At 73.6% G+C, this 23,510-nt stretch carries 21 protein-coding genes, 1 tRNA gene and 1 riboswitch; of the genes, 16 read left to right on the forward strand and 6 right to left on the reverse strand.

The window, feature by feature from the left end:
* Positions 1-2 precede the first annotated feature (2 nt).
* Positions 3-368 carry a thioredoxin gene (gene trxA, locus TBIS_RS06070; RefSeq protein WP_013131468.1) on the forward strand — a complete coding sequence of 122 codons (366 nt, stop codon included), beginning with the start codon at positions 3-5 and terminating at the stop codon, positions 366-368.
* Between the two features lie 109 nt (positions 369-477).
* Positions 478-1,860 carry an MBL fold metallo-hydrolase gene (locus tag TBIS_RS06075; RefSeq protein WP_013131469.1) on the forward strand — a complete coding sequence of 461 codons (1,383 nt, stop codon included), beginning with the start codon at positions 478-480 and terminating at the stop codon, positions 1,858-1,860.
* A 699-nt stretch (positions 1,861-2,559) separates the two neighbouring features.
* On the opposite strand, the gene TBIS_RS06085 is transcribed toward TBIS_RS06075, so the two are convergent.
* Positions 2,560-2,636, reverse strand: a tRNA-Ile gene (locus tag TBIS_RS06085).
* Between the two features lie 276 nt (positions 2,637-2,912).
* Between TBIS_RS06085 and TBIS_RS06090 the strand changes: the two genes are divergently transcribed.
* Entirely contained in the window at positions 2,913-4,142 is a 1,230-nt protein-coding gene (locus tag TBIS_RS06090) for a substrate-binding domain-containing protein (RefSeq protein WP_013131471.1), read from the forward strand.
* On the opposite strand, the gene TBIS_RS06095 is transcribed toward TBIS_RS06090, so the two are convergent.
* Entirely contained in the window at positions 4,051-4,890 is an 840-nt protein-coding gene (locus TBIS_RS06095) for a patatin-like phospholipase family protein (RefSeq protein ID WP_050760449.1), read from the reverse strand. The genes TBIS_RS06090 and TBIS_RS06095 overlap by 92 nt on opposite strands.
* A 206-nt stretch (positions 4,891-5,096) precedes the next feature.
* On the opposite strand from TBIS_RS06095, the gene TBIS_RS06100 reads away from it, so the two are divergent.
* The 4 genes from TBIS_RS06100 to TBIS_RS06115 all read left to right on the forward strand — a co-directional run bounded on the left by TBIS_RS06100 (position 5,097) and on the right by TBIS_RS06115 (position 11,764).
* The gene (locus TBIS_RS06100; protein WP_013131473.1) at positions 5,097-7,832 is read left to right on the forward strand and encodes a cellulose binding domain-containing protein; all 2,736 of its coding nucleotides are present in this window, start codon (positions 5,097-5,099) and stop codon (positions 7,830-7,832) included.
* A 159-nt stretch (positions 7,833-7,991) separates the two neighbouring features.
* Positions 7,992-10,049 carry a phosphate acetyltransferase gene (pta, locus tag TBIS_RS06105; RefSeq protein ID WP_013131474.1) on the forward strand — a complete coding sequence of 686 codons (2,058 nt, stop codon included), beginning with the start codon at positions 7,992-7,994 and terminating at the stop codon, positions 10,047-10,049.
* Positions 10,046-11,230: an acetate/propionate family kinase gene (locus tag TBIS_RS06110; RefSeq protein ID WP_013131475.1), complete on the forward strand. Its 1,185-nt coding sequence runs from the start codon at positions 10,046-10,048 to the stop codon at positions 11,228-11,230. The genes pta and TBIS_RS06110 overlap by 4 nt, the downstream gene beginning before the upstream one ends.
* 81 nt (positions 11,231-11,311) lie before the next feature.
* Positions 11,312-11,764, forward strand: coding sequence for a TIGR02611 family protein (locus TBIS_RS06115; RefSeq protein WP_242384317.1), 453 nt, complete (start codon positions 11,312-11,314; stop codon positions 11,762-11,764).
* Here TBIS_RS06115 and TBIS_RS06120 read toward each other — a convergent pair.
* Together TBIS_RS06120 and TBIS_RS06125 are read right to left on the reverse strand one after the other, a co-directional pair.
* Positions 11,755-12,075, reverse strand: coding sequence for a GroES family chaperonin (locus TBIS_RS06120; protein WP_013131477.1), 321 nt, complete (start codon positions 12,073-12,075; stop codon positions 11,755-11,757). The genes TBIS_RS06115 and TBIS_RS06120 overlap by 10 nt on opposite strands.
* 50 nt (positions 12,076-12,125) lie before the next feature.
* Positions 12,126-12,416 (reverse strand): RlpA-like double-psi beta-barrel domain-containing protein, encoded by a 291-nt coding sequence (locus tag TBIS_RS06125; RefSeq protein ID WP_041431275.1) that lies wholly within the window; start codon positions 12,414-12,416, stop codon positions 12,126-12,128.
* On the opposite strand from TBIS_RS06125, the gene TBIS_RS06130 reads away from it, so the two are divergent.
* Positions 12,415-12,630 (forward strand): hypothetical protein, encoded by a 216-nt coding sequence (locus tag TBIS_RS06130; RefSeq protein ID WP_013131478.1) that lies wholly within the window; start codon positions 12,415-12,417, stop codon positions 12,628-12,630. The genes TBIS_RS06125 and TBIS_RS06130 overlap by 2 nt on opposite strands.
* A gap of 971 nt (positions 12,631-13,601) precedes the next feature.
* Here TBIS_RS06130 and TBIS_RS06135 read toward each other — a convergent pair.
* A complete protein-coding gene (locus TBIS_RS06135; protein WP_013131479.1) occupies positions 13,602-14,408 on the reverse strand; it encodes a hypothetical protein in 807 nt (268 codons plus the stop codon).
* 1,131 nt (positions 14,409-15,539) lie between these two features.
* Positions 15,540-16,049 (reverse strand): ATP-binding protein, encoded by a 510-nt coding sequence (locus tag TBIS_RS19745; protein ID WP_013131480.1) that lies wholly within the window; start codon positions 16,047-16,049, stop codon positions 15,540-15,542.
* A gap of 198 nt (positions 16,050-16,247) precedes the next feature.
* On the opposite strand from TBIS_RS19745, the gene TBIS_RS06155 reads away from it, so the two are divergent.
* The 8 genes from TBIS_RS06155 (at position 16,248) to TBIS_RS06190 (ending at position 23,381) form a co-directional block, all read left to right on the forward strand.
* Complete coding sequence (locus tag TBIS_RS06155; RefSeq protein ID WP_148231615.1) at positions 16,248-17,075, forward strand: helix-turn-helix domain-containing protein; 828 nt, start codon at positions 16,248-16,250, stop codon at positions 17,073-17,075.
* 8 nt (positions 17,076-17,083) lie between these two features.
* Positions 17,084-17,317 (forward strand): DUF397 domain-containing protein, encoded by a 234-nt coding sequence (locus TBIS_RS06160; RefSeq protein WP_013131482.1) that lies wholly within the window; start codon positions 17,084-17,086, stop codon positions 17,315-17,317.
* 497 nt (positions 17,318-17,814) lie between these two features.
* Positions 17,815-17,962, forward strand: a riboswitch (adenosylcobalamin (AdoCbl) riboswitch).
* A gap of 43 nt (positions 17,963-18,005) precedes the next feature.
* The gene (locus tag TBIS_RS06165) at positions 18,006-18,944 is read left to right on the forward strand and encodes an ABC transporter substrate-binding protein (RefSeq protein ID WP_013131483.1); all 939 of its coding nucleotides are present in this window, start codon (positions 18,006-18,008) and stop codon (positions 18,942-18,944) included.
* A gap of 8 nt (positions 18,945-18,952) precedes the next feature.
* Positions 18,953-19,972 carry a FecCD family ABC transporter permease gene (locus TBIS_RS06170; protein ID WP_013131484.1) on the forward strand — a complete coding sequence of 340 codons (1,020 nt, stop codon included), beginning with the start codon at positions 18,953-18,955 and terminating at the stop codon, positions 19,970-19,972.
* The gene (locus TBIS_RS06175) at positions 19,969-20,784 is read left to right on the forward strand and encodes an ABC transporter ATP-binding protein (RefSeq protein WP_013131485.1); all 816 of its coding nucleotides are present in this window, start codon (positions 19,969-19,971) and stop codon (positions 20,782-20,784) included. The genes TBIS_RS06170 and TBIS_RS06175 overlap by 4 nt, the downstream gene beginning before the upstream one ends.
* Positions 20,781-21,485 carry an adenosylcobinamide amidohydrolase gene (locus tag TBIS_RS06180; protein WP_013131486.1) on the forward strand — a complete coding sequence of 235 codons (705 nt, stop codon included), beginning with the start codon at positions 20,781-20,783 and terminating at the stop codon, positions 21,483-21,485. Before TBIS_RS06175 ends, TBIS_RS06180 begins: the two co-directional genes overlap by 4 nt.
* A gap of 124 nt (positions 21,486-21,609) precedes the next feature.
* Positions 21,610-22,278, forward strand: coding sequence for an SDR family NAD(P)-dependent oxidoreductase (locus tag TBIS_RS06185; RefSeq protein ID WP_013131487.1), 669 nt, complete (start codon positions 21,610-21,612; stop codon positions 22,276-22,278).
* Positions 22,275-23,381: a threonine aldolase family protein gene (locus TBIS_RS06190; RefSeq protein WP_013131488.1), complete on the forward strand. Its 1,107-nt coding sequence runs from the start codon at positions 22,275-22,277 to the stop codon at positions 23,379-23,381. Before TBIS_RS06185 ends, TBIS_RS06190 begins: the two co-directional genes overlap by 4 nt.
* The last annotated feature ends 129 nt before the right edge of the window (positions 23,382-23,510 follow it).

Genomic DNA, 23,510 nt, shown 5'->3' on the forward strand with positions numbered 1-23,510 from the left:
ACATGCTCGTCGACCTGACCAAGGACAACTGGAGCACGACGGTCCAGTCGGACGGCATCGTGCTCGTGGACTTCTGGGCTCCGTGGTGCGGCCCGTGCCGGCTGTTCGGCCCGATCTTCGAGGCTGCCGCCGGCCGCCACCCGGACATCGTGTTCGGGAAGGTCAACACCGAGGAGCAGCCGCAGCTCGCCGCCGCCTACGGCATCAGCGCGATCCCCACGCTGATGGCGATCCGGGACGGCATCGTGGTCTTCGCGCAGGCGGGGGCGCTTCCCGAGGCCGCGCTCGAGCAGCTCATCGCCCAGGTGCGGGCGCTCGACATGGACGAGGTCCGCCGCCGGATGGCCGCGCAGCCGGCGCAGGGCTGACGGGGCCGGGCGCCGGCGGACCGACGGCCGACGCCGGCGCACGCCCGCCGTACCCCGGCCGTCATCTGAGCTCTTAATACCCCCAGGGGTATCTTGCAAGGAGGGTGAGATGAAGTTCATCCAGTACTACCTCGAGTGCCTGTCCCACGCGTCGTACCTGATCGGGGACGAGACGACCGGCCGCGCCGTGATCGTGGACCCCAGGCGGGACATCTCCGAGTACGTCGCCGACGCCGAGGCGCACGGTCTCCGGATCGAAGGGGTGATCAACACCCACTTCCACGCGGACTTCATCGCCGGCCACCTGGAGATGGCCGCGCGCACCGGCGCCTGGATCGGGTACGGGAGCAAGGCCGAGGCCGAGTACCCGATCCGCCGGCTCGCCGACGGCGAGCGGATCGAGCTCGGCGACGTCGTCCTGGAGATCATGGAGACGCCCGGGCACACCCCCGAGTCGATCAGCATCCTGGTCTACGAGCACGCCGATGACGCCGTGCCGTACGGCGTGCTGACCGGCGACACGCTCTTCATCGGCGACGTGGGCCGCCCCGACCTGCTCGCCTCGCTCGGCAAGACCGCCGACGAGCTCGGCCGGATGCTCTACCGGAGCGTGCGCCGGCTCATGGAGCTGCCGGACGAGGTCCGGGTGTTCCCCGCGCACGGCGCCGGCTCGGCCTGCGGCAAGAACCTCTCCGCCGAGCTGCAGTCGACCATCGGCAAGCAGCGGCGCACCAACTACGCGTGCGCGCCGATGAGCGAGGACGAGTTCGTGGCCCTCGTCACCGAGGGCCAGCCGTCCGCGCCCGGCTACTTCGTGTACGACGCCGTGCTCAACCGCAAGAACCACGACCTGCTCGACGTCGACGCGCACGCCCGGCCGCTCGGGATCGAGGAGTTCCTCGCCCGCCGCGACGCCGGGGCGGTCATCGTCGACGCCCGGTCCGAGGAGGACTTCGCCCGCGGCCACCTGCGCGGCTCGCTCAACGTGCCCGTGGACGGGCGCTTCGCCGAGCGGGCGGGCATGGTCGTGGAGCCGGGCAGCGAGATCATCGTCGTCGCCCCGCAGAACCGGGAGCTCGAGGTGATCACCCGGCTCGGCCGGATCGGCTTCGACACCGTCACCGGGTACCTGCGCCGGCCGGAGGCCGCGCTCCGCGCCGTGCCGGGCGAGGTCGCCCAGGCGGAGCGGGTCACGGTCGAGGAGCTGCGGCAGGCGCTGGCGGACGCGGAACCCCCGGTCCTGCTCGACGTGCGCAACGTGGGGGAGGTGGCCCTCGGCGCGATCGAGGGCGCGCTCACCATCCCGCTCGCCGAGCTGCCGCGGCGGCTCGACGAGGTGCCGGCCGATCGTCCCGTGGTGGTCTACTGCGCGAGCGGGTCGCGCTCGTCGACCGCGGCGAGCCTGCTCCGCCGCGCCGGCCGGGAGCGGGTCTCCGACCTGATCGGCGGCTACCAGGCCTGGCAGGACGCCCACGCGCCCACCGCGGCGTGACCGCGGCGCCGCCGGAGGCCCGGCCGCACCGCACCGGCCCCGTCCGGGGCGGTACGGGGTCAGCGGCGGGCCCCCGGCCCCACATCGACCCCGGGGATGGCATGCGGGGAAGGCCGCGTGACGTCCCCGGGGTCTCGCGTATGCACGGCCGCGCGGGCCGGTACGGCATGCGGCGGGCCGTACCGCGGTGCCCGAGCGCGGGAGGCGAGGGCGGTACGCGGCGCACAGGCGGCGGCCGGTGCTGGCCGGACCGGGGCCGTCACCAAGGCCAGGTACGGAGCGCCGTGGGCGGCCCGCTCACCGGGCCGTGGACGACCGGACCCCGAGGAGGTCAAGGGGTAGCGCGGTGTGCGCGATCAGGGGCACGGCGGTGTGGAGCGTCACCGGCCGCAGCGATCCTGTGTGGCCGGCCATGGGGACCCCGTCACCGGGCCGCTGTGAGAACGTAAGGCCGCTGCGAGAACGTAAGGGTGTTCCGGGTGCGGGCGTCGCCGGCCGCAGAGTGTGATCTCGTGTGGGCGGTCCCTGGGGATCCCGTCACCGGCCACGGCGAGAACGTGAGGAAAAGGTGTGTGGCCGGCCGTTGGGCCCGGTCACCGGCCGTGGCGTGAACCGTGCGGAAGGCGTTCCGGGTGTGTGACCGCCGCCGGCCGCGGACGCGATCCGGCGTGGCCGGCGGCCCGGCCCGTGGTCGCTGAGTGGTAGGGCGGGTGGGACTTGAACCCACGACCCACGGATTATGAGTCCGATGCTCTGACCGGCTGAGCTACCGCCCCGCAAAGGAGGAGTCTCTCACAATCTAACGGGTGCGTGGATCTCGCCGGTACGATCTTCCGCCTCCGGCTCCGGGCCGGCGCGATCGCCCAGGTCAGACGCTGTCGCGACCGGCGATGACCTTCGGCATCCGGGCGCGGCCGGGCGCCGGGACGCCGCATGCGCCGGTACCAAGAATCCCCTAACGCCACACCCCTACGAGGCATTCCCGGGCGTTATGCACGAAATGTCCGGGTATTGCCCGCAATGGAGATGTTGTCAGCGCTCAAGGGGGTGCTGTGGGGGGACGGCTGACGGCGGGAGGGGTCTCCCTGGTTCTCCTGGCGGCACTTCTGGGATGCGGCGCGACCGGCGCCGCACCGGGCGCGGTGGGCACGATCGAGGACGGGTTCCGCATCGGCGTGCTGCTCCCGGACCGGCGCGCGGAGCGATACGAGGCGCACGACCGCCCCGCCATCGCCCGGGCGATAGCGTCCCTCTGCCCGCGGTGCGAGGTCGTGTACGGCAACGCGGGCGGCGACCACGCGGCACAGGCGCGGCAGATGGCCGAGATGCTCGCCGGCGGCGTGCGGGTGTTCATCCTCGGCGCCGTGGACCCGCGGGCCATCGCCCCCACGGTCGCGCAGGCGAAGCTCGCCGGCGCGAAGGTCGTCGCGTACGAGCGGCTGGCCAACGGCCCGATCGACGCCTACGCGGCGGGCGACCGGGTGCAGGCCGGCCGGGAGCTCGGCAGGGCCCTGCTCGAGGCGATCCGCGCCGGGGGCGATCCCCGGCGGGGCGAGGTCGTCCTGGTCACCGGACCGGCGGACGACCCGGGCGCGGCCGAGGTGAGCCGGGGCGTGCACGAGGTCCTCGACGGCCGGATCGCCATCGGGCGGGAGATCGCCGTCTGGAACCCGGACCGGGTGGCCGAGCTGGTGCGCACCGCCATCGCCGGCGTGGGCGCCGAGCGGGTCATCGGGGTCTGCGCCGGGTACGGCGGGGCGGCCGACGCGGTCGCGGCCGCCATGAGGGCCGCCGGAGTCCGCCCGGGCACCCCGTTCACCGCGGAAGGGGCCGATCCGGCGGCGATCCGGCGGATCCTGGAGGGCGGGCAGACCGCCGCCGTGCACCGGCCCATCGCCGCCGAGGCGGAGCACGCGGCCCGGCTCGCCGTGGCGCTCGGCACCGGCCGGACCGCCCACGGCACGGCCTACGTCGCCAACGGGACGACCGCGTCGATCCCGGCCGTCCTGGTCCGGCCGGTCGTGGTCACCCGCGCGGACCTCGCCGACCCGGCCGCGGGCGACGCCCCACCGGCCGGGGAGGAGCCGGCCGTCCCTCCGCTGCGGCCACGCCGGCCGGCGGAGCCGCGGCCCGCCCGCCGGCCCCCGTCACCGCGCGCCGGACGGGCCGGCCGGCCGGTCGCGCCTCGCGTCAGCCCGTCCACACCTCGCGCAGCGGCTCGGCGAGCTTCGCCGCCTGAGCCAGCCCGGCCTGGTACGCGGGCTCCCACAGGTGCGGGCTGAGCACGTCGGTGCCGAACACCTCGATCGCGGCCTCGTCGGGGGCGATCACGTACTGCCGCGCCGCCCCGACCCGGCTCAGCTCCTTCTCCAGCGTGGCGCGCGGGGTCATGTGGGCGAGCGGCTCGAGCACCACCACGACCTCGGCGCCCTCGGCGAGGTCCGCGTTGGTGGACGACCGGACCCCGCCGTCGACGTAACGCCGGCCGTTGATCTCGATGGGCGGGAACACCATCGGCACGCAGCAGCTCGACGCGATGGCGAGCTCCAGCGGGACGCCGGACTCCCGGCGCCAGACCACGAACTCGCCGGTCTCGGCGTCCACCGCGGTGATGAGCAGCTCGCGGTCGGGCCACTCCCTGACCGGGAGGTGCTCGCCGAGCTTCCTGAGCCGTTCGTGGGTGATGCCGGTCTGGGCGGCGAGCGCCATCTGCCCGAGCCTGCGGCGCCGCTCCTTCGGCTCCAGGCTCTCGTCGTACAGCACGGCGAAGGCCGCCATGACCGCGTCCATGTCGACCTTCCCGCCGCCGTCGCCGTGCCGCGCGGGCTCACCCGCCGCCTGCCGGGCGATCGCCTCCTCGAGGTCGGCTCCGGTTGCGATGAGGGTTCCGGTGACCGAACCGGCCGAGGTGCCGATGATCCGGTCCGCGGTTCCGAGGTCGATCCCCTTCTGGCGGAGGCCGTGCACCACGCCGGCCTCCCAAGCGACGCCGGCGACACCGCCGCCGCCGAGCACGAGTGCGCTGATCATGTGTGGAATTATGTTCCAGAATTGCATTCATTACGAGGGTGTTGTCCTGCGCCGGAGCGAATCGCCCGGTCCGTCCTGACCGAAACCGTTGACGAATGATCTTCGGTATGTGAAAGTTCGGTCCGGCTCCATGCACGTCGGCGGTTGACGGTCGGGGTCTTCCCGCGACTGTGCATGGCGGTTGTCCACGCCGAAGGGAACCGTCCGTGCGCAGAATCGTCAGCGTTCTCGCGATCGCCGTCGTGGCGATGGCGGTGGCACTGGTGCGATCGGCACCCGTCTCCGCCGTCGCCGCGGACCCTTACGAGTTCAAGAACGTCCAGATCGCCGGGGGTGGGTTCGTACCCGGCATCATCTTCAGCCAGGCGGAAAAGGACCTGATCTACGCGCGCACCGACATCGGCGGCGCCTACCGCTGGATCCCGGAGACCCAGAGCTGGAAACCGCTCCTCGACTGGGTCGGCTGGGACAAGTGGGGCTGGAACGGCGTCGTCAGCATCGCCCCCGACCCGGTCGATCCCGACCGGGTCTACGCGGCGGTCGGGATGTACACCAACAGCTGGGACCCGAACAACGGCGCGATCCTGCGCTCCACCGACCGCGGCGAGACCTGGCAGGCGAGCCCGCTGCCGTTCAAGCTCGGCGGCAACATGCCCGGGCGGGGCATGGGCGAGCGCCTCGCGGTCGACCCCAACAAGAACAGCATCCTCTACCTCGGCGCGCCCAGCGGCCACGGGCTGTGGAAGAGCACCGACTACGGCGCCACCTGGTCCAAGGTGACCAGCTTCCCCAACCCGGGGAACTACCGGGCCGGGGACGGCGAGTACGACGGTGACATCCAGGGCGTGGTCTGGGTGACGTTCGACAAGCGGACCGGCACCCCCGGCAACCCCACCCAGACCATCTACGTGGGCGTGGCCGACAAGGAGAACACGGTCTACCGGACCACCGACGGCGGCGTCACCTGGGAGCGGATCCCGGGGCAGCCGACCGGCTACATCGCGCACAAGGGCGTGCTCGACACCGTCAACGGCCACCTGTTCATCGCCACGAGCGACACGGGCGGGCCGTACGACGGGAGCAAGGGCGACGTGTGGCGGTACGACACCGCGACCGGCGAGTGGAAGCGGGTCAGCCCGGTGCCCTCGGACAGCCCGGACAACTACTTCGGGTACAGCGGGCTCACCCTCGACCGGCAGCGCCCCGGCACGCTCATGGTCGCCACCCAGATCGCCTGGTGGCCCGACGTGATCTTCTTCCGCAGCACGGACAGCGGGGAGACCTGGACGCGGATCTGGGACTGGGAGGTCTACCCGAACCGGACCTTCCGCTACACCATGGACATCTCCGAGGTGCCGTGGCTGACGTTCGGCGCGAACCCGGCCCCGCCCGAGGTGGCCCCGAAGCTCGGCTGGATGACGGAGTCGGTGGAGATCGACCCGTTCGACTCCGACCGGATGTTGTACGGCACCGGCGCCACCATCTACGGCACCACCGAGCTCACCAAGTGGGACCGGGGCGAGACGTTCACCATCCGGCCGATGGTGAAGGGCCTGGAGGAGACCGCGGTCCTCGACCTGATCAGCCCGCCCAGCGGCGCGCACCTGATCAGCGGCCTGGGGGACCTCGGCGGCTTCCGGCACGACGACCTCGACGCCGTGCCGCCGATGATCTTCACCCAGCCCGTGTTCACCACGACGACCTCGCTCGACTACGCCGAGGCCAGCCCGAACATCATCGTGCGGGCCGGTGACTTCACCGACGCCGACCGGCCGAACGACAGCCACGTGGCGTTCTCCACCGACGGCGGGAAGAACTGGTTCCAGGGCACCGAGCCGGGCGGCGTGAACAAGGGCGGCACCGTCGCGGCCGCGGCCGACGGCAGCCGGTTCGTCTGGGCGCCAGGCGACCCCGGGCAGCCGGTGGTCTACTCGGTCGGCTTCGGCAACTCCTGGACCCCGTCCAGCGGCGTCCCGGCCAACGCGATCGTCAAGTCGGACCGGGTCAACCCGCTCAAGTTCTACGCCTTCGCCAACGGCCGGTTCTACGTGAGCACCGACGGCGGGGCGACCTTCAGCGCCACGCCGGCCACCGGCCTGCCGTCCGGCAACGTCCGCTTCAAGGCCGTCCCCGGCCGGGAGGGCGACATCTGGCTCGCCGGGCCGGGCGGGCTGTGGCACTCGACCGACTCGGGCGCTTCGTTCACCAAGGTGGCGGCCGTCGAGGACGCGGTGAGCATCGGCTTCGGCAAGGCCGCGCCGGGCCGGGACTACCCGGCGCTCTACACCGTCGCCACCATCGGCGGGGTGACCGGGGCGTTCCGCTCCGACGACGCGGGGCAGAGCTGGGTGCGGATCAACGACGATCAGCACCAGTACGGCAACTGGGGTGAGGCGATCACCGGGGACCCGAGGATCTACGGCCGGGTGTACATCGGCACCAACGGCCGCGGGGTCCTCTACGGTGACCCGGCCGGCGGCGCGCCGTCCCCGTCGCCGTCCCCGTCCTCGTCGCCCTCGCCGTCCCCGTCGACCTCCCCTTCGCCGTCGCCGAGCCCGTCCGGCTCACCGAGCCCGTCGCCCTCGGCGTCCCCGTCGCCATCCCCGTCCCCGAGCGGCGGCAAGGCGTGCACGGCCCGCTACGCGCAGGTCAACTCCTGGCCCGGCGGATTCCAGGGCGAGGTCACGGTGTCGAACACCGGAACCGAGCCGACCGGCGGATGGCGGGTCGAGCTGACCTTCAGCGGCGACCAGGCGATCGATGACCCGATCCACCAGGTCTGGGGCGCCACGTACACCAGGTCCGGGGAACGGCACGTCTTCGACAACGAATCCTGGAACGGGTCGCTCGCGCCCGGCCAGTCCGCCACCCTCGGGTTCCTCGGCCGGACCACCGGGTCCTCAGGCCCCACGGTGGCGTCCGTGACGTGCACCGCCCGATGAGGAACCCCACCGCCCGCTGAGGCGTCCCCAGCTCACGGAGCCGGCCCGGGAGCACCCGGGCCGGCTCCCGTCTGCCCGCGATCGAGAGTGAGCACTCCATCGCATAGCCTGTCAACCGGCGAGACGGCATGCGGCCACCGACAGGGAGCTGTGCGCACGATGGCCATCGGGATATATGTCGCGGCGAGTGACGCCAGGAGCAACAAGGGCACCATCGCCCTCGGCATGATCGAGCTGCTGTCCCGCCAGGTCGAGACCGTGGGCGTGTTCCGGCCGGTGGTCCGGTCCGGCCGGGAGGACAACCTGATCAACACCGCCCGGTCCAGGTTCGGGATCGCGCTGCCGCACGCGATGTGCGCGGGCGTGACCTACGAGGACGTGCACGCGAGCGCGGAGGCGGCGACCGAGGAGATCATGGCCCGCTACCGGGAGCTCGCCGCGCGCTGCGACGCCGTCGTGGTGGTCGGCAGTGACTACACCGACGTCGGCTTCCCGACCGAGTTCACCTTCAACGCCGACCTCGCGGCGAACCTCGGCACCCCCGTGATCAACGTGGTGACCGGTCTCAACCGCACGCCCGACGAGATCGTCGCCGCGCTCGACATGTCCCGCAGGGTGCTCAAGGAACGGCACGCCACCGAGCTCGCCTCCTGCATCACCCGGGTCGCCCCTGAGCTGGTCCACGAGGTCGAGGCCCGGTGCTCGGCCTACGTCCTGCCCGAGGTGCCGCGCCTGTCGGCGCCGACCGTGCGCGACCTCATGACCGCCTGCGACGGCAAGCTCTTCCGCGGGGACGAGCAGCAGCTCGGGCGCGAGGTCGGCGCGATCATGATCGGGGCGATGTCGCTGCCGAACATCCTCGAGCGGCTCACCGAGGACGCCGCCGTCGTCGTCCCGGCCGACCGGGCGGCCGCCCTGGTCCCCGGGCTCATCGCCGCGCACCGGGCGCCCACCTTCCCGGCCCTCTCCGCGATCATCCTCAACGGCGGGCTGCCGCTGCCCGAAGCGGTGATCAAGCTGATCGACGGCATGAACGTCCGGCTGCCGATCATCACGACCGACGGCGGCACGTTCGAGACGTCGACCAAGCTCTCCGCCGCCGAGGGGCAGTTCACCCCGGACGCGACCGGAAAGATCGAGACGGCCCTCGGCCTGTTCGCCGAACGGGTGGACGCCGCGGCGCTGCTCCGCGCGCTGCGGATCACCAAGGCCAAGGCGGTCACCCCGCTGATGTTCGAGTTCGATCTGCTGGAGCGGGCGCGGACCGACCGCCGCCACATCGTGCTGTGCGAGGGCACCGAGCCGCGGATCCTCCGCGCGGCCGACATCGTGCTGCGCCGGGGCTGCGCCGACCTCACCCTGCTCGGCGACGAGCAGGAGATCCGCCAGCTCGCCGCCCAGATGGGCCTGCTCATCGACGAGGCCCGGGTGGTGAGCCCGTTCGACGAGGAGCTGCGCGAGCGGTTCGCCCAGGAGTACGCGCGGCTGCGCGCGCACAAGGGCGTGACCGTGGACCAGGCGCGCGACATCGTCACCGACCTCTCCTACTTCGGCACGCTCATGGTCCACCTCGGGCTCGCCGACGGCATGGTCTCCGGTGCGGCCCACACCACCGCGCACACCATCCGCCCCGCCTTCGAGATCATCAAGACCGCGCCCGGGGTGACGATCGCGTCGAGCGTGTTCTTCATGTGCCTCGCCGACCGGGTCCTGGTCTACGGGGACTGCGCGATCGTGCCGGACCCCACGGCCGAGCAGCTCGCCGACGTCGCCATCTCCTCCGCCGAGACCGCGGCGCGGTTCGGCATCGAGCCGCGGGTGGCCATGCTCTCCTACTCCACCGGCGACTCCGGCGCCGGCCCCGAGGTGGAGAAGGTGCGCCGGGCCACCGAGCTGGTCCGGCGGCTCCGGCCGGACCTCCCGGTCGAGGGGCCGATCCAGTACGACGCGGCGGCCGAGCCCAGCGTGGCGCGGACCAAGATGCCGGACAGCCCGGTCGCCGGCCGGGCCACCGTGTTCGTGGTCCCCGACCTCAACACGGGCAACAACCTCTACAAGGCGGTCCAGCGGAGCGCGGGGGCGGTCGCGATCGGCCCGGTGCTGCAGGGCCTGCGCAAGCCGGTGAACGACCTGTCCCGGGGCGCCACCGTGCAGGACATCGTCAACACGATCGCCATCACCGCGATCCAGGCCCAGGAGCGGGAGGGCGCCCGGTGACCGGACGGATCCTCGTGATCAACGCCGGCTCGTCGTCGATCAAGTACCAGCTCATCGACGTCGCGACCCGGCGCAAGCTCGTCACCGGGCTCGCCGAGCGGATCGGCGAGGAGACCAGCGTGCTCACGCACGGCGCGCACCGGGTGGAGCGCCGGCTCGCCGACCACGAGGAAGGGCTGAAGGCGGTGCTCGCGGCGTTCGCCGAGCACGGCCCGCCGCTCGACGAGGTCGTCGCCGTGGGGCACCGGGTGGTCCACGGGGGTTCCCGCTTCATCCAGCCCACGATCATCGACGAGCGGGTCGAGAGGACGATCGAGGAGCTCGCACCGCTCGCCCCGCTCCACAACCCCCCCAACCTGGAGGGGATCCGGGTCGCCCGGTCCGCGTTCCCGCACCTGCCCCACGTCGCGGTGTTCGACACCGCGTTCCACGCGACCATCCCCCGGCACGCCGCCACCTACGCGGTGCCGCGGGAGTGGACCGCCAAGTACGCGGTGCGCCGGTACGGTTTCCACGGCATCTCGGTCGCCTACGTCTCCCGCCGCGCCGCGGAGCTGCTCGGCCGGCCGTACGGCGAGGTGAACTCGATCGTGCTGCACCTGGGCAACGGCGCGAGCGCCACGGCGGTGCGCGGCGGGCGCAGCATCGACACGTCGATGGGCATCACCCCGCTCGCCGGGCTGGTGATGGGCACCCGGTCCGGCGACATCGACCCGGCCATCCCCGGCTACCTCCACCGGGTCGCCGGGCTCGGCATCCCCGAGATCGACGAGGCGCTCAACAAGGAGAGCGGCCTGCTCGGCCTGTGCGGGGCCAACGACCTGCGGGACGTGTGGCGGCTCGCCGACGCGGGCGACGAGAACGCCCGGCTCGCCATGGAGATGTACGCCTACCGGGTGCGCTGCTACATCGGCGCCTACTACGCCGCGCTCGGCCGGGTGGACGCGGTCGTGTTCACCGCGGGCGTGGGGGAGAACGATCAGCGCACCCGGGCGCTCGCCGTGGAGGGCCTGTCCCGGCTCGGCATCGAGATCGACCCGGTGCGCAACGCCGCCCCGGCCAAGGAGCCCCGGTTCATCTCCCCGGAGGGGGCCGAGGTGGCGGTCATGGTGATCCCCACCGACGAGGAGCTGGAGATCGCCGTGCAGACCGCCGCCTGCATCGCCGCCGGATCCGCGTGACCCACCCGGGTCACCGCCGGATCCGCGGGAAGATGCCGCCGCCGATTATCCTGGGCAGCGATTGGGGGTATGCGCTCGGTGGTGGCGGCTGGAAACGATCAGAAGACCCGGCGCGACACCCGGCACGGGGTGCTGCACCGGGTCCGGGTGTGGCGCGACCGCATCCGGGCCCGGCGGACCGGCCGGATGACGCTGCGGATCGCGATCGGTCTGCTCGGCGGCATCATGGTGATCGGCGGCTTGATCATGGTGCCGTTCCCCGGGCCGGGATGGCTGGTCGTGTTCGCCGGGCTCGCCGTCCTCGCCACCGAGTTCGCCTGGGCCTCCCGGCTGCTGGCGTTCGCGAAGGCCAGGGTCATGGCCGCGACCGATTGGCTGCAGCGGCAGAACTGGTTCGTCCGGATCGTCGCGAGCCTGCTCACCCTGACCTGCGCCGGCGCCATCGTCTGGGCGGCGGTGAAGCTGACCACCGGGATCGACCTGGTCGAAGCGGCGCTCACCCTCTTCGCCTACCTTCCCTGGGCTCAGAGGTAGAGGCCGGTCCCATGGTCGGTCTGCTGGGTGGCGACGGCGTGTAAATCACGCTCCCGCAGCACCAGGTAGACCTGTCCCTGGACCTCAACCTCGTACTGGTCCTCGGGGTTGAACAGGACCTTGTCCCCGGGCTTGACCGATCGGACGTTGGCCCCCGTGCCGCATACCTCGCCCCAGACCAGGCGATTGGCCATCTTCACCGTCGCCGGGATCACGATTCCCGAGCTGCTGCGCCGCTCTTCCGGCTCCCGATCGACCTTGACCATCACACGGTCGTGGAGCATCTGGATCTCGAACTTCGGCTCGGCCACGCTCGAAGTTTACGCGGACCCGCACGGGAGCCGTCATCGCGGGGAAGCGCTCACGAGCGTCCCATGGCGAGGTCGTGACCGGTGCCTGATCTGCGGAAGACCCGGCCCGACCCCCACTCGAGCACCTCGAACCGGACGAGCACGACGTTCGACCGCACCCCGGTGAGGTCGGCCATCATCAGCTCCGAGAGGTCGAGGATCGCCGGCACGCGGTGCTGGGCGACGGCCCATTCGGCGGGCCCGAAGTCCTCGACGAACCCGATCACGCTCTTGCCCCGGTAGGTGATCCGCACCTTGGTGCCGAGGGGCCAGTACGGGCTGGCGATGGTCTGGTAGCGCATGGGCTTGCCGGAGGCGGTCTGCGCGTCCCAGAACGACGTGGCCGTGGCGATACCGGACGGCAGTTTCGGGCCGGTGCGGGTGGGCGTGGGCGAGGGGGAGGGGGATTCGGGCCCGGGTGTGGCGGAGGCGGCTCGCTCCGCGCTCGCGGCCGGCGTGGGCTCGGGGGACGGCGCGGCCGTGGCCGCGGAGGACGGGGAGGACGGGCCGGGCTGAGCCGTGGGGGGGCGGCGTGGTCGCGGTGGCGGGCGGGGTGTCGGGGCTCGGGGCGGCGAAGGCCGCGGCGGCGGAGGGGCGCGGCGGCGCCGGCGGGGGAGTGACGGGCTGCGGGGTGAGCGTCCGGTGCGCGGGCGACGGTACGGCCAGGCCTGCGGCCTGCGTCATGGTCCTGCGGCTCCCCGCGTCGTGCTGCATCGCGGCACCGATCACGATCGCGGTGCAGGCGAGTGCCGGGGGGAGAGCCAGGCAGGCGCGCTTGATCATGCGATTTCTCTCGGTCGGTCGCACCGTTCGCGCGGGGGAGCGCGAGCGCCGCCCGGGTGGCCCACGCCGCGATGCCGGGCGCCGTGGGCGGGCGCAGAGCATGCCTGATCAGCGCTCATGCGGCCGTGGGGACAGAGCGCAGCCGGAACACTGCCGAGGGCGGCGGTGCGATTTGGGCTGTTTGTAACGATTTGGGGGATATGGGGCACGAGTATAGGCAAAGAACCGGCAAAAGGAACAAACAGGCACAAACTAGAGGTAAATCATCCTTTACCTAGGCCGCGCGGCGGTGATCGTCAGGACCGTCGTCCGACCTGAGGGCGCGCACGCCCGCGCGCCGGCCCCGCCGGGCGCGGCGCGCACGCCGCCCAGCCTGTTCGGGCAGGTCGTCAGCGCCCTCGCCGGGCGCGGGGCTCGCCGCCGCGCGGCGTGCGCACGGATGACGGAGGCGCGGTGATGGAGGCGGGTGCGCCGGTCCTCCGTCACGGCACGCCGGCCACCGAGGCGATCTCGCCCAGCGGGAACTCGCGGTAGCCGCCCGTCTCCTCGCACCAGGCGCCGAGCATCCCCGCCCCGCAGCTCACCGCGGCTGATCGTCGCGGTCATCCCGTCGGTGAGGGTGATCCGGGCCCGGCCGTCGTGGTCGACCACGCGGCCGAGGAGCGATTGCTGGGCCACGGGCAACCGGCGCGCCATCCGGCCGATCACCGCCCAGGTGCGCCCGCCGTGGCCGGCGGAGGCGGCGCCCACCAGGCGGGCCGCGAGCTCGCGCGCGTCACGCGGCGGATCCCCGGCCGCCTCCCCGGCCTCCCGGCCGCCGGGCGGGTGGATCGGCCGCCCACCGGCCCCGCCGTCCGCCGCAGCACGCGCCCGCCCGGGCCGCCGGGCTCGCCCCGGCGGTCCTCGCCGAGGCCGGCGTGCTCGGCCTCGTCGCCGGCGGTGCGCTGACCGAGCTGGACCGCGCGCTCGCCCCGCTCGCCACCGGGCACGAGAGCCCGCCCGCGCGGCCCGCCGCGGAGCACGCCCCCGAGCTGGTGCGGGCCTCGGCCCTCGACGAGCTCCCGGTCGAGGAGCGGCGCCCGCCACCCGACCGCCTGGACGAGCTCGGGCAGCGAGGCGAAGCGCCGGCCCGCGGGGACCCCGGCGAGCACGGCGAAGATCGCCCGGCGGACCCTGGCGACGGTCTCCCCGGCGGCGTGGCCGTGCCCGCTCAGCGGTGAGCGCTCCATGCGCCACCAGGCGGCCAGGAGGAGGCGCAGCCGTACCGGGTCGCCGGCCGCGCGCCAGGCCCGCCGGGCACCGGCGCCTCCGGCGGGAGACAGGAGGCCGGCCTCGGCGGCCACCTCGGCGATCAGCTGGGCCTCGCCGGCGGGGCAGCCGATCGCGGCGGCGAGCCGCCGTGCCGCGTCCGCCCGGGCAGCACTGCGGTGCAGCGTCCGCACCGGGTTCGCGTCCAGGTGGCCGAGGAGCGCGCTCACCCGCTCGACGAGGAGCGCGGCGGCGCGGCGCATCCCGTGCGCGACCGCGTCCGGATCGGCCTGGTGAGCGCGGCGTCCGGCGGATCCGGGGTGAACGGGGCGCGGTGCCCGGGGCCGCGGAGGGCGAGCGCGACCTCGCGGGGCATCTCCGCCACGTCCCCGCGGGCCAGGACCAGGAGGCACCGGTCCCGGCCAGGTGGGGCGGGGGAGCGGAGCGGGGCGTGCCCCGGACAACGCGAGGGCCGAGCGCCCACCGCTCCGGGGTGCCGGGCCGCCGGTGGCGCCCGCGGTCCAGGGTGCGCACCGGGCCGTCCCAGGCGAAGGCGTCGAGCAGCTCCAGGGTTCCGCCGGGCGCGCCGGTGAGCAGGAGGCCGAGCCGGTCGGGGTCCCCGAGCACCGCGCGGATCCGGGCGGTGAGCCGGTCCCGGCCGCCCCGGACCGGCAGGCCGAGCAGCCGGCCGGCGCGGCGCAGGTCCTCGGCGGCGAGCCCGCGGGTGCAGGCGCCGAACGGCCGGCCCAGGCCGAGCGGCGCCGGGCACCACCGCGCCACGGCCGGGGCGAGGACGATCCGGCCGTCCGGGCCGGGCCAGGCGATCGCACGGTCGTAGAGGTGGTGCAGCCAGCGCCGCACCTCGCGGGTGCGCACCCCGGTGAAGGCGGCGAGCCTCGCCTCGCCGGCCGGGCCGTCCAGCGCGAGGCGGGCCTGGATCAGCTCGAGGGCGGGGAGCGGGAGGTCCCGGATGACCTCCAGGACGGCGAGGTCGTCGGTGAGCCGGGCGGCGAGGGCGCCGAGGTCGCTGGGCCACGGCGGCGCCATGGCGTCCGGCCGGTTGGCCAGGATGCGGGCGAGCCGGTCCTCGCCGAGGGTCGTCAGCCAGCCGAGGAGGTCATGGGGCATCGTCGATCCCTCCGGAGCCGCCGGGAGGCACCGTCACGCCCGCCGTACCCGGGGCGGTGCCGAGGCGGGCGGCGATGCCGGGCCGCGGGGCGCCGAGGGGAGCCGGGCGCCGGGTTGACGGCGCGACCACCGTGGGCGGGCCGCGCACCGCGCCGTGCGGGCGTCACCGTCCGATCTCAGCACATGGCCGCATGGTGGCGCGGGCATTTCCGCGGATCGGGCGTCGCGCGCGTGCCGGGGCGCGTCGTCCGGCGGGCGGTCGGCGGTCAGCCGCCGAGCACCGCCCAGACCGCCTTGCCGCGCGGGGCCACCGGGCACCACCCCCAGCGGACGCTCAGCGACTCCACGATGTGCAGGCCGAGCCCGCCGGGCTCGAACGGGGAGGGATCCCGGAGCACGGGCGTCCCGGGCCCGGGGTCGAAGACGACGCAGGTGACCAGCCGCCCCCGGCGGACCAGGGCGAGCCGGATCACCTCCCGCCGGGGTCCGCCGCAGAGCGCGAGGCCGTGCCGCAGCGCGTTCGTGACCAGCTCGGAGACGACCAGCCCCATGCCGTCGGCCAGCCCGGTCATGTCCCAGCCGGCGAGGGCGCCGAGCGCGAAGTTCCGCGCGGACCAGACGGATTCGGCGATCGGGGAGAGGACCAGGGTGGCGCTGACCGGCGGTGACCCGGGCTCGATCAGGTCTCGGGCCGGCTCCGGCCACCAGACGATCGGTGGCCACCAGTCGAGCAGCGGCGATCGCGCATGGCCACGGGTCACGTTCGCGGGCTGCACGAGATCATCATGGTCGATGCGAACGTGCGACTGCAAGAGCGGATGCACGTGCAAGAGACCGCGGGAAGCGCTACCTTACTTCCCAACATCCTGGATCGAAGGGGGCGATCTTTGACAGACTTGAAGCCAGTCCAATAAACGGAGGAAAAGGACGTGTCGATAGATCCGCCCGGTTCCGTTTCCACCGTTCGGCGCATCATGCTCGGGGCCAGCCTGCGGAGGCTGCGCGAAGCACGCGGACTCTCCCGTGAGCAGGCCGGGTTCCACATACGGGCCTCGGAGTCCAAGATCAGCCGGATGGAGCTCGGCCGGGTCGGGTTCAAGACGCGTGACGTCGAAGACCTGCTCACCCTCTACGGCGTGCACGACGGCGCCGAACGGCGCAGTCTGCTGGAGATGGTCCGGGAGGCGAACGCGCCTGGCTGGTGGCACAAATACAACGATGTGCTGCCGGACTGGTTTGTCACATATGTCGGCTTAGAAGAGGCCGCGAGCCTGATCCGCACCTACGAGGTGCAGTTCATTCCCGGGCTGCTCCAGACCGCCGAATACGCCCGGACGGTGTACAAACTCGGCAATCCGGAGGCTTCGGACGACGAGATCGAGCGGCGCGTGCATATGCGATTGCAGCGGCAAGAGCGGTTCACGCGCCCCGACGGTCCGAGGCTCTGGGCCGTCATCGACGAGGCCGCGCTCATGAGGCGGATCGGAGGGCGGGAGGTCATGCGCGAGCAGATCCAGCACCTGCTCGACGTGTCGGCGCTCCCCAACATCACCCTGCAGGTGATGCCCTTCGAGTACGGGATGCACACGGCCGAGGGCGGCGCGTTCACCATCCTCCGCTTCCCGGAGCGCGAGCTCTCCGACGTCGTCTACGTCGAACAGCTCTGGGGTGCCCTGTACCTGGACAAGCCCGAGGAGGTCGACCCGTACCTGCGGGCGATGGAGCAACTGTGCGTGGCGAGCGCCACGCCGCGGGGCACCGTGGAGCGGCTCCAACAGCACCTCAAAGACCTGGACAAGTGAGATCGGATATGAAGCCGTACAACGGTATGCCCGCCAAGGACCTCAAGGGGGTCACCTGGCGGAAGAGCGCCTACAGCAACTCCCAGGGCAACTGCGTGGAGCTCGCCGAGCTGCCGGACGGCAGCGTGGCGGTCCGGAACTCGCGCGACCCCGACGGGCCGGCCCTGATCTACACGAAGGAGGAGATCCGCGCCCTCGTGCTCGGGGTCAAGGACGGCCAGTTCGACAGCCTGCTGGTCTAGCCTTCCCGTGCACGCACGCCGCGTGCACCCGGCGCGCACTCTTCGCAGCCGGCGGATCCGGGTGGTGTGCCACCGATCCGGCACGGGTGACCCGCCCACGCGCCTCGGGGCCCGTGATACCGGATCACGCGATGCGCGTGCCCGGTCGCCGGAGGTGTCCTCTCCACGGTTCTCGTCGCTCCCGGTGGCCGAGTGACCGGCCGGCCACGGCGTTCCGCACCTCCCGATCCGTAGCCGATCCGGACGACGAACCCGCCCTGATCGCGCACGGGATCCCGGGTGACCGGCCCGGCCGGGCACCGGCCGCACCGGTGGGCGCGATCCCCGTTCCACGGCATCGGATCCCACCTGCCCGCACCACGGTTCCGCGTACCCGAGGACCCGGGGCGCACCGGCCAGGCCGGGCAGGGATCCCCATAACGCGGCCCCGCCCCGGCTGACGCACCGGCCCGTAAGGCGGGACGCCCGGTAAGACGCGGCGTACGTCCGGTTGGTACTGTTGCCTCCGGAACGCGTCGTGCAGCGAAGTCCGGTGGGAATCCGGCGCTGTCCCGCAACTGTGATGCCCCCTCCGGGGACGAGCCAGGTCGCCTGCACGCCGCGTCGACGTGGCAAGACCCTCGCGGAAAAGGGTGACCCGTCGATTTTCGCGGGTCCTCGTTTCCCCCGGACCCAGGAGGACCAGTTCGTGAGGCCGGTACGCGTGGCCATCGCGGGCGTGCTGCTGGCGATCCTCGGCCTGGCCGGATGCGGTCGGCCGGCGGGCAACGCCCCCGAAACCCCCACTCCGAGCGGCTCAGCCGCAGGTTCCTTCCCCGTCACCGTTCAGGCCGGCAACGGGCAGGTGACCATCGCCGGGCGGCCTGAGCGCATCGTCTCGCTCTCCCCGACCGCCACGGAGATCCTCTTCGCCATCGGGGCGGGAGACCAGGTCGTCGCCGTGGACGAGCAGTCCGACTACCCGCCCGAGGCGCCCCGGACGTCCCTGTCCGGCTTCAAGCCCAACGTCGAGGCGATCATCTCCTACAAGCCAGACCTGGTCGTGACGTCCACCGACGCCAACGGCGTGGTCGACGGCCTCACCAAGGTCGGCGTCCCCGTGCTCGTGGAGCCCGCGGCCAACCGGCTCGACGACACCTACGACCAGATCATGGACCTCGGCGCGGCGACCGGGAACGGCGCCAAGGCCGCCGAGGTCGCGGCGGACATCAAGCGGCGGATCGACGAGCTGGTCGCCAAGGCCCCCAAGGGCACAGGCCTGACCTACTACCACGAGCTCGACAACACGCCCTACTCCATCACGTCGAACACGTTCCTCGGGCAGATCTACGCGATGTTCGGGCTCGAGAACATCGCCGACAAGGCGCCCGACGCGGCCGGCGGATACCCGCGGCTGTCCACCGAGTTCATCGCCGAGGCCGACCCCGATCTGATCTTCCTCGCCGATGTGAAGTGCTGCGGCGAGAGCGCCGAGACCCTCGCCAAGCGGCCCGGCTGGGCGAAGCTCTCCGCGATCAAGAACAAGCGGGTCTTCCAGCTCGATGACGACATCGCCTCGCGCTGGGGTCCCCGGGTGGTGGAGTTCGCCCGGGCCGTGAGCGAGGCCGTGCAGAAGGCCGCGGGCTGAGGCCGCCCATGACGACGCGGTCGCGGAGCCGGCCGCTCCTGCTCGTCTCGGCCGCCCTGGTCGCCAGCCTCGCCCTGGGCGTGACGGCCGGGGCGGCCGGCATCCCGCCCCGGGGCATCGCGCTCGCCCTGCTCGACCTGCTGCCGTTCGTCACGGTCGACTCGGGCCTGACCCCGGTCGAGCAGGGGCTGCTCTTCGAGCTCAGGGTGCCCCGGGTGCTGCTCGTCGCCATGGTCGGCGGGCTGCTCGCCATCGCCGGCGCCGGCTACCAGGGGGTGTTCCGCAACCCCCTCGCCGACCCGTACCTGCTCGGCGCGGCCGCCGGGGCGGGGCTCACCGTGACCCTCGCCGTGGTGTTCACCCGCGGCGGCGGGCTCACCGTCCCGGCGGCGGCCTTCGCCGGCGCGGTCGGCGGGGTGCTCCTCAGCTACACGCTCGGCCGTACGGCGGGGCGGGGCGGCGGCACGGCCACCCTCATCCTCGCCGGCGTGGCCGTCTCCTCGTTCCTCACCGCGCTCCAGGCGTTCGTGCAGCAGCTCAAGGTGGACGAGCTCCAGCGGATCTACGCCTGGATCCTCGGGGGCGTCGGCGGCGGCTGGGACCAGCTCCGGATGATCGCGCCGTACGCCGTGCTCTCCAGCGCGGTGCTCCTGCTGCACGGGCGGCTCCTGGACGTGCTCTCCGTCGGCGACGAGGAGGCCACCAGCCTCGGCCTGCACGCCGGGCGCACCCGCGTGGCCGTGCTGCTCGCCGCGTCGCTCGCGACCGCGTCGGCCGTCGCGGTGAGCGGGCTCATCGGGTTCGTCGGGACCGTGGTCCCGCACGCGGTGCGCCGCCTCGCCGGCTGGTCGTACCGGACCGTGCTCCCGCTCTCGCTGCTCGGCGGCGCGGCCTTCCTCGTCCTCGCCGACCTGGTGGCGCGGCTCGCGCTCGCCCCGGCCGAGCTGCCGATCGGCGTGGTCACCGCGTTCGTCGGCGCGCCGTTCTTCATCGCCGTCCTCCGGGCGACCAAGCGGGAGGGCGTATGAGCACGGCCGCACCACCGGTCCTCACCGGGCCGGCCGGGGTGGAGGTGCGCGGCCTGAGCGTGCGTCTCGGCGGCCGGCCGGTGCTCACCGACGTCGGGCTCTCCGCCCCGTCCGGCGGCTGGCTCGCGATCATCGGCCCGAACGGCGCCGGCAAGTCCACCCTGCTCAAGGCGATCGCCGGGCTGATCGGCCGGACCGGCGAGGTCCGGGTGGCCGGGACCCCCGTCGACCGGCTGCGCCACCGGCAGCGGGCCCGCCTGATCGCCTACGCGCCGCAGAGCCCCGCCCTGCCGCCCGACATGACCGTGTACGAGTACGCCCTGCTCGGCCGGACGCCGTACATCCCCTACCTCGGCCGGGAGAGCGCGCCGGACAAAGAGGTGACCGAGTCGGTGCTCGAGCGCCTCGGCCTGACCGGCTTCGCCTCCCGCCCGCTCGGCGAGCTCTCCGGCGGGGAGCGGCAGCGGGTCGTGCTCGCCCGCGCCCTCGCCCAGCAGGCCCCCGTGCTGCTCCTCGACGAGCCGACCACCGCGCTCGACCTCGGCCACCAGCAGCAGGTGCTCGAGCTCATCGACCGGTTGCGCGTCACCGACCGGCTGACCGTGGTGACCACCCTGCACGACCTGAGCCTCGCCGGGCAGTACGCGGACTCGCTCGTGCTGCTCGCCGGAGGCCGGGCGGTCGCCGCCGGCCCACCCGGGCGGGTGCTCACCGAGCCGCTCCTCACCCGGCACTTCGGCGCCCAGATCCGGGTGGAGACCGGCGCCGACGGCAGGCCCATGGTGTTCCTGGTCCGGCCAGAGGCGCAGTGATCGGCCGGCTCTCGCTCACCCACCGGATCGAGGACGGCATGCGGATGGGCATGCTGCTGTGGCGGTTCGGGCCCGGCTGGCGGATGATCTCGTCGGCCGTGCTCGGCGGCGGGATCGGCCGCCGGGAGTGGGTACTGAACGCCCAGGTGAGCAAGGACTACGCCCGGATGGACCCGGTGGACCACCTGCGGGAGCTGAGCCCGGACGGCCCCGGGGTGGGGATGCTCACCGCCGCCGTGGTCGACCGCCACACCGTCGCGGAGGACGCGGGGTGCGCGGCGGTCGCCACGGTCGGCCTGGGGCACCCCACCTGGGCGGCGGAGCCGCCCGCCGCTGCTCCGGCGGGGCCCGGCGCGCCGGGGGAGGGGCCGCGCCCCGCCGCCGCGGGCGGCGGGGCGGGGCAGGCCGCGCTCCGGCCGGGCACGATCAACATCATCGTGGCCGTCCCGGTGGCGTTCTCCGACGCCGCGCTGGTGAACGCGGTCATGACCGTGACCGAGGCGAAGACGCAGGCGCTGCTCGAGGCCGGGTTCCCGTGCACGGGGACCGCCTCGGACGCGGTCTGCGTCGCGGTCCGCGAGCACGGGCCCGCCGAGCCGTTCGGCGGCCCCCGCTCCACCTGGGGCGCGCGGATCGCCCGCGCCGTGCACCGGGCGGTGCTCGACGGCGCCCGCGACTGGCGGCGCCGGATGGGCGGGTAGGCCGGGCCGCGGCCCCGCTCCGGCGCGGGCGGGGTGCCGGGCGGCCACCGCGGCGGCAGGGCGTAAGCTCACCGCGTGGCGGAAGCCACGGGTTCCGGTCGGACGACGGGCAGCGAGGCGAACGATGAGCAGAGTGATCCTGGTCACCGGAGCGGGCGGCGCGGCCGGGCAGGCCGTGGTACGCCGGTTCACCGACCTCGGCGACACGGTGATCGCGGTCGACAGGTCCGGCGCCCACGGGTGCCTCGCGCTCGATCTGCTCGACCGGCCGGCCGTACAGGGGCTGGCGAACCGGATCGCGGACGAGCACGGGCGGGTCGACGGGGTCGTCCACCTCGTCGGCGGGTGGCGCGGGGCCCCGTCCTTCGCCGAGACCGACCTCGCCGACTGGGACTTCCTCCACGACGCGCTGATCCGGACCCTGCAGCACGTCTCCCTCGCCTTCGAGCCGCTGCTGCGGCGCAGCGACAACGGCAGGTTCGTCATCGTCTCCGCGCGCGCCGCGCAGCGGCCCTCCCAGCGGGACGCGGCGTACGCCGCGGCCAAGGCGGCCGCGGAGGCGTGGGCGCTCGCTTTCGCCGACGCGCTCCAGGACACCCGCTCGGCCGCCGTGATCCTCGTGGTGACCGCGCTGGTTCACGATGCGATGCGGGCCGCCGAGCCGGGCCGGTCGTTCGAGCGCCACACCGACGTGAACGACCTCGCGGTGGCGATCACGGACCTGTGGGACCGGGAGCCCGGCGCGGTCAACGGCCGGCGGATCGACCTGACGCCGGCCGGCTCCGCGCGATGACCGAAGGGGGACTTCTCGTGGCAACCGATGCCGTACGGCGGCACGACCCTGCGATCAAGGCGTTCGCCAGCGACAACTACGCGGGGGTGCACCCCGAGGTGCTCGAGGCGATCGCGCTCGCGAACGGCGGGCACCAGGTCGCCTACGGCGACGACGTCTACTCCGCGGCGCTGGCGGACCTCTTCCGGCGGCACTTCGGCGACCGGGCCGAGGCGTTCCCCGTGTTCAACGGCACGGCGGCGAACGTGGTGGCCCTGCGCTCGATGTGCGCGCCCTGGGAGGCGGTGATCTGCCCGGAGACCGCGCACATCAACACCGACGAGGGCGGGGCCCCCGAGGTGACCGGCGGCCTGAAGCTGCTGACGGTGCCCACGGAGGACGGCAAGCTCACCCCGGAGGCGATCGACCGCTACGCGCGGGGCCTGGGCGACGTGCACCGGGCCCAGCCGCGGGTGGTGTCGATCTCGAACGCGACCGAGCTCGGCACCGTCTACACCCCGGACGAGCTGGCGGCGATCTGCGACCGCGCCCACGAGCTCGGGCTGCTCGTCCACGTCGACGGCGCGCGGCTCACCAACGCGGCGGCCGCCCTGGACGTCCCGCTCCGCGCGATCACCACCGACGTGGGGGTGGACGTGGTCTCGTTCGGCGGGACCAAGATCGGGCTGCTGTTCGGCGAGGCCGTGGTCGTGCTCAACCCCGCGGCCGCGCGCGGCCTGCCGTACCTGCGGAAGACGCTGATGCAGCTCCCGTCGAAGATGCGGTTCGTCGCCGTGCAGTTCGAGGCGCTGCTCGCCGGGGACCTCTGGCTGCGCAACGCCCGGCGGGCGAACGCCATGGCGCGGCGGCTCGCCGACAAGGTGCGGGACCTGCCCCGGGTGACCGTGGTGCGCCCGGTCGAGGCGAACGCGGTGTTCGCCGTGCTGCCCCGGGACGTCGCCGACCGGCTGCGCAAGCGGTACCGCTTCTACAACTGGAGCGACCGGCAGGCCGGCACGGGCGGCGAGGACCTGGTGGAGGTGCGCTGGATGTGCGCCTTCGACACCACGGAGGAGGACGTCGACGCGTTCGCCGCGGCGCTCGCCGAGGAGCTCGGCCTCTGACCGGGGCCCGGTCCGGGCGCGGCCACCGGCGCGGGGGCATGCGCCCTCGCACCCCACGCCCGGCGCTCCGCCGCGCGGCCCGGTGCCGCCGGCGGGCGCGCGGCCCCGCGGTGAGGCCGCAGGCGGCGC

It is taken from the genome of Thermobispora bispora DSM 43833, assembly GCF_000092645.1.
Taxonomy (GTDB): Bacteria; Actinomycetota; Actinomycetes; order Streptosporangiales; family Streptosporangiaceae; genus Thermobispora; species Thermobispora bispora.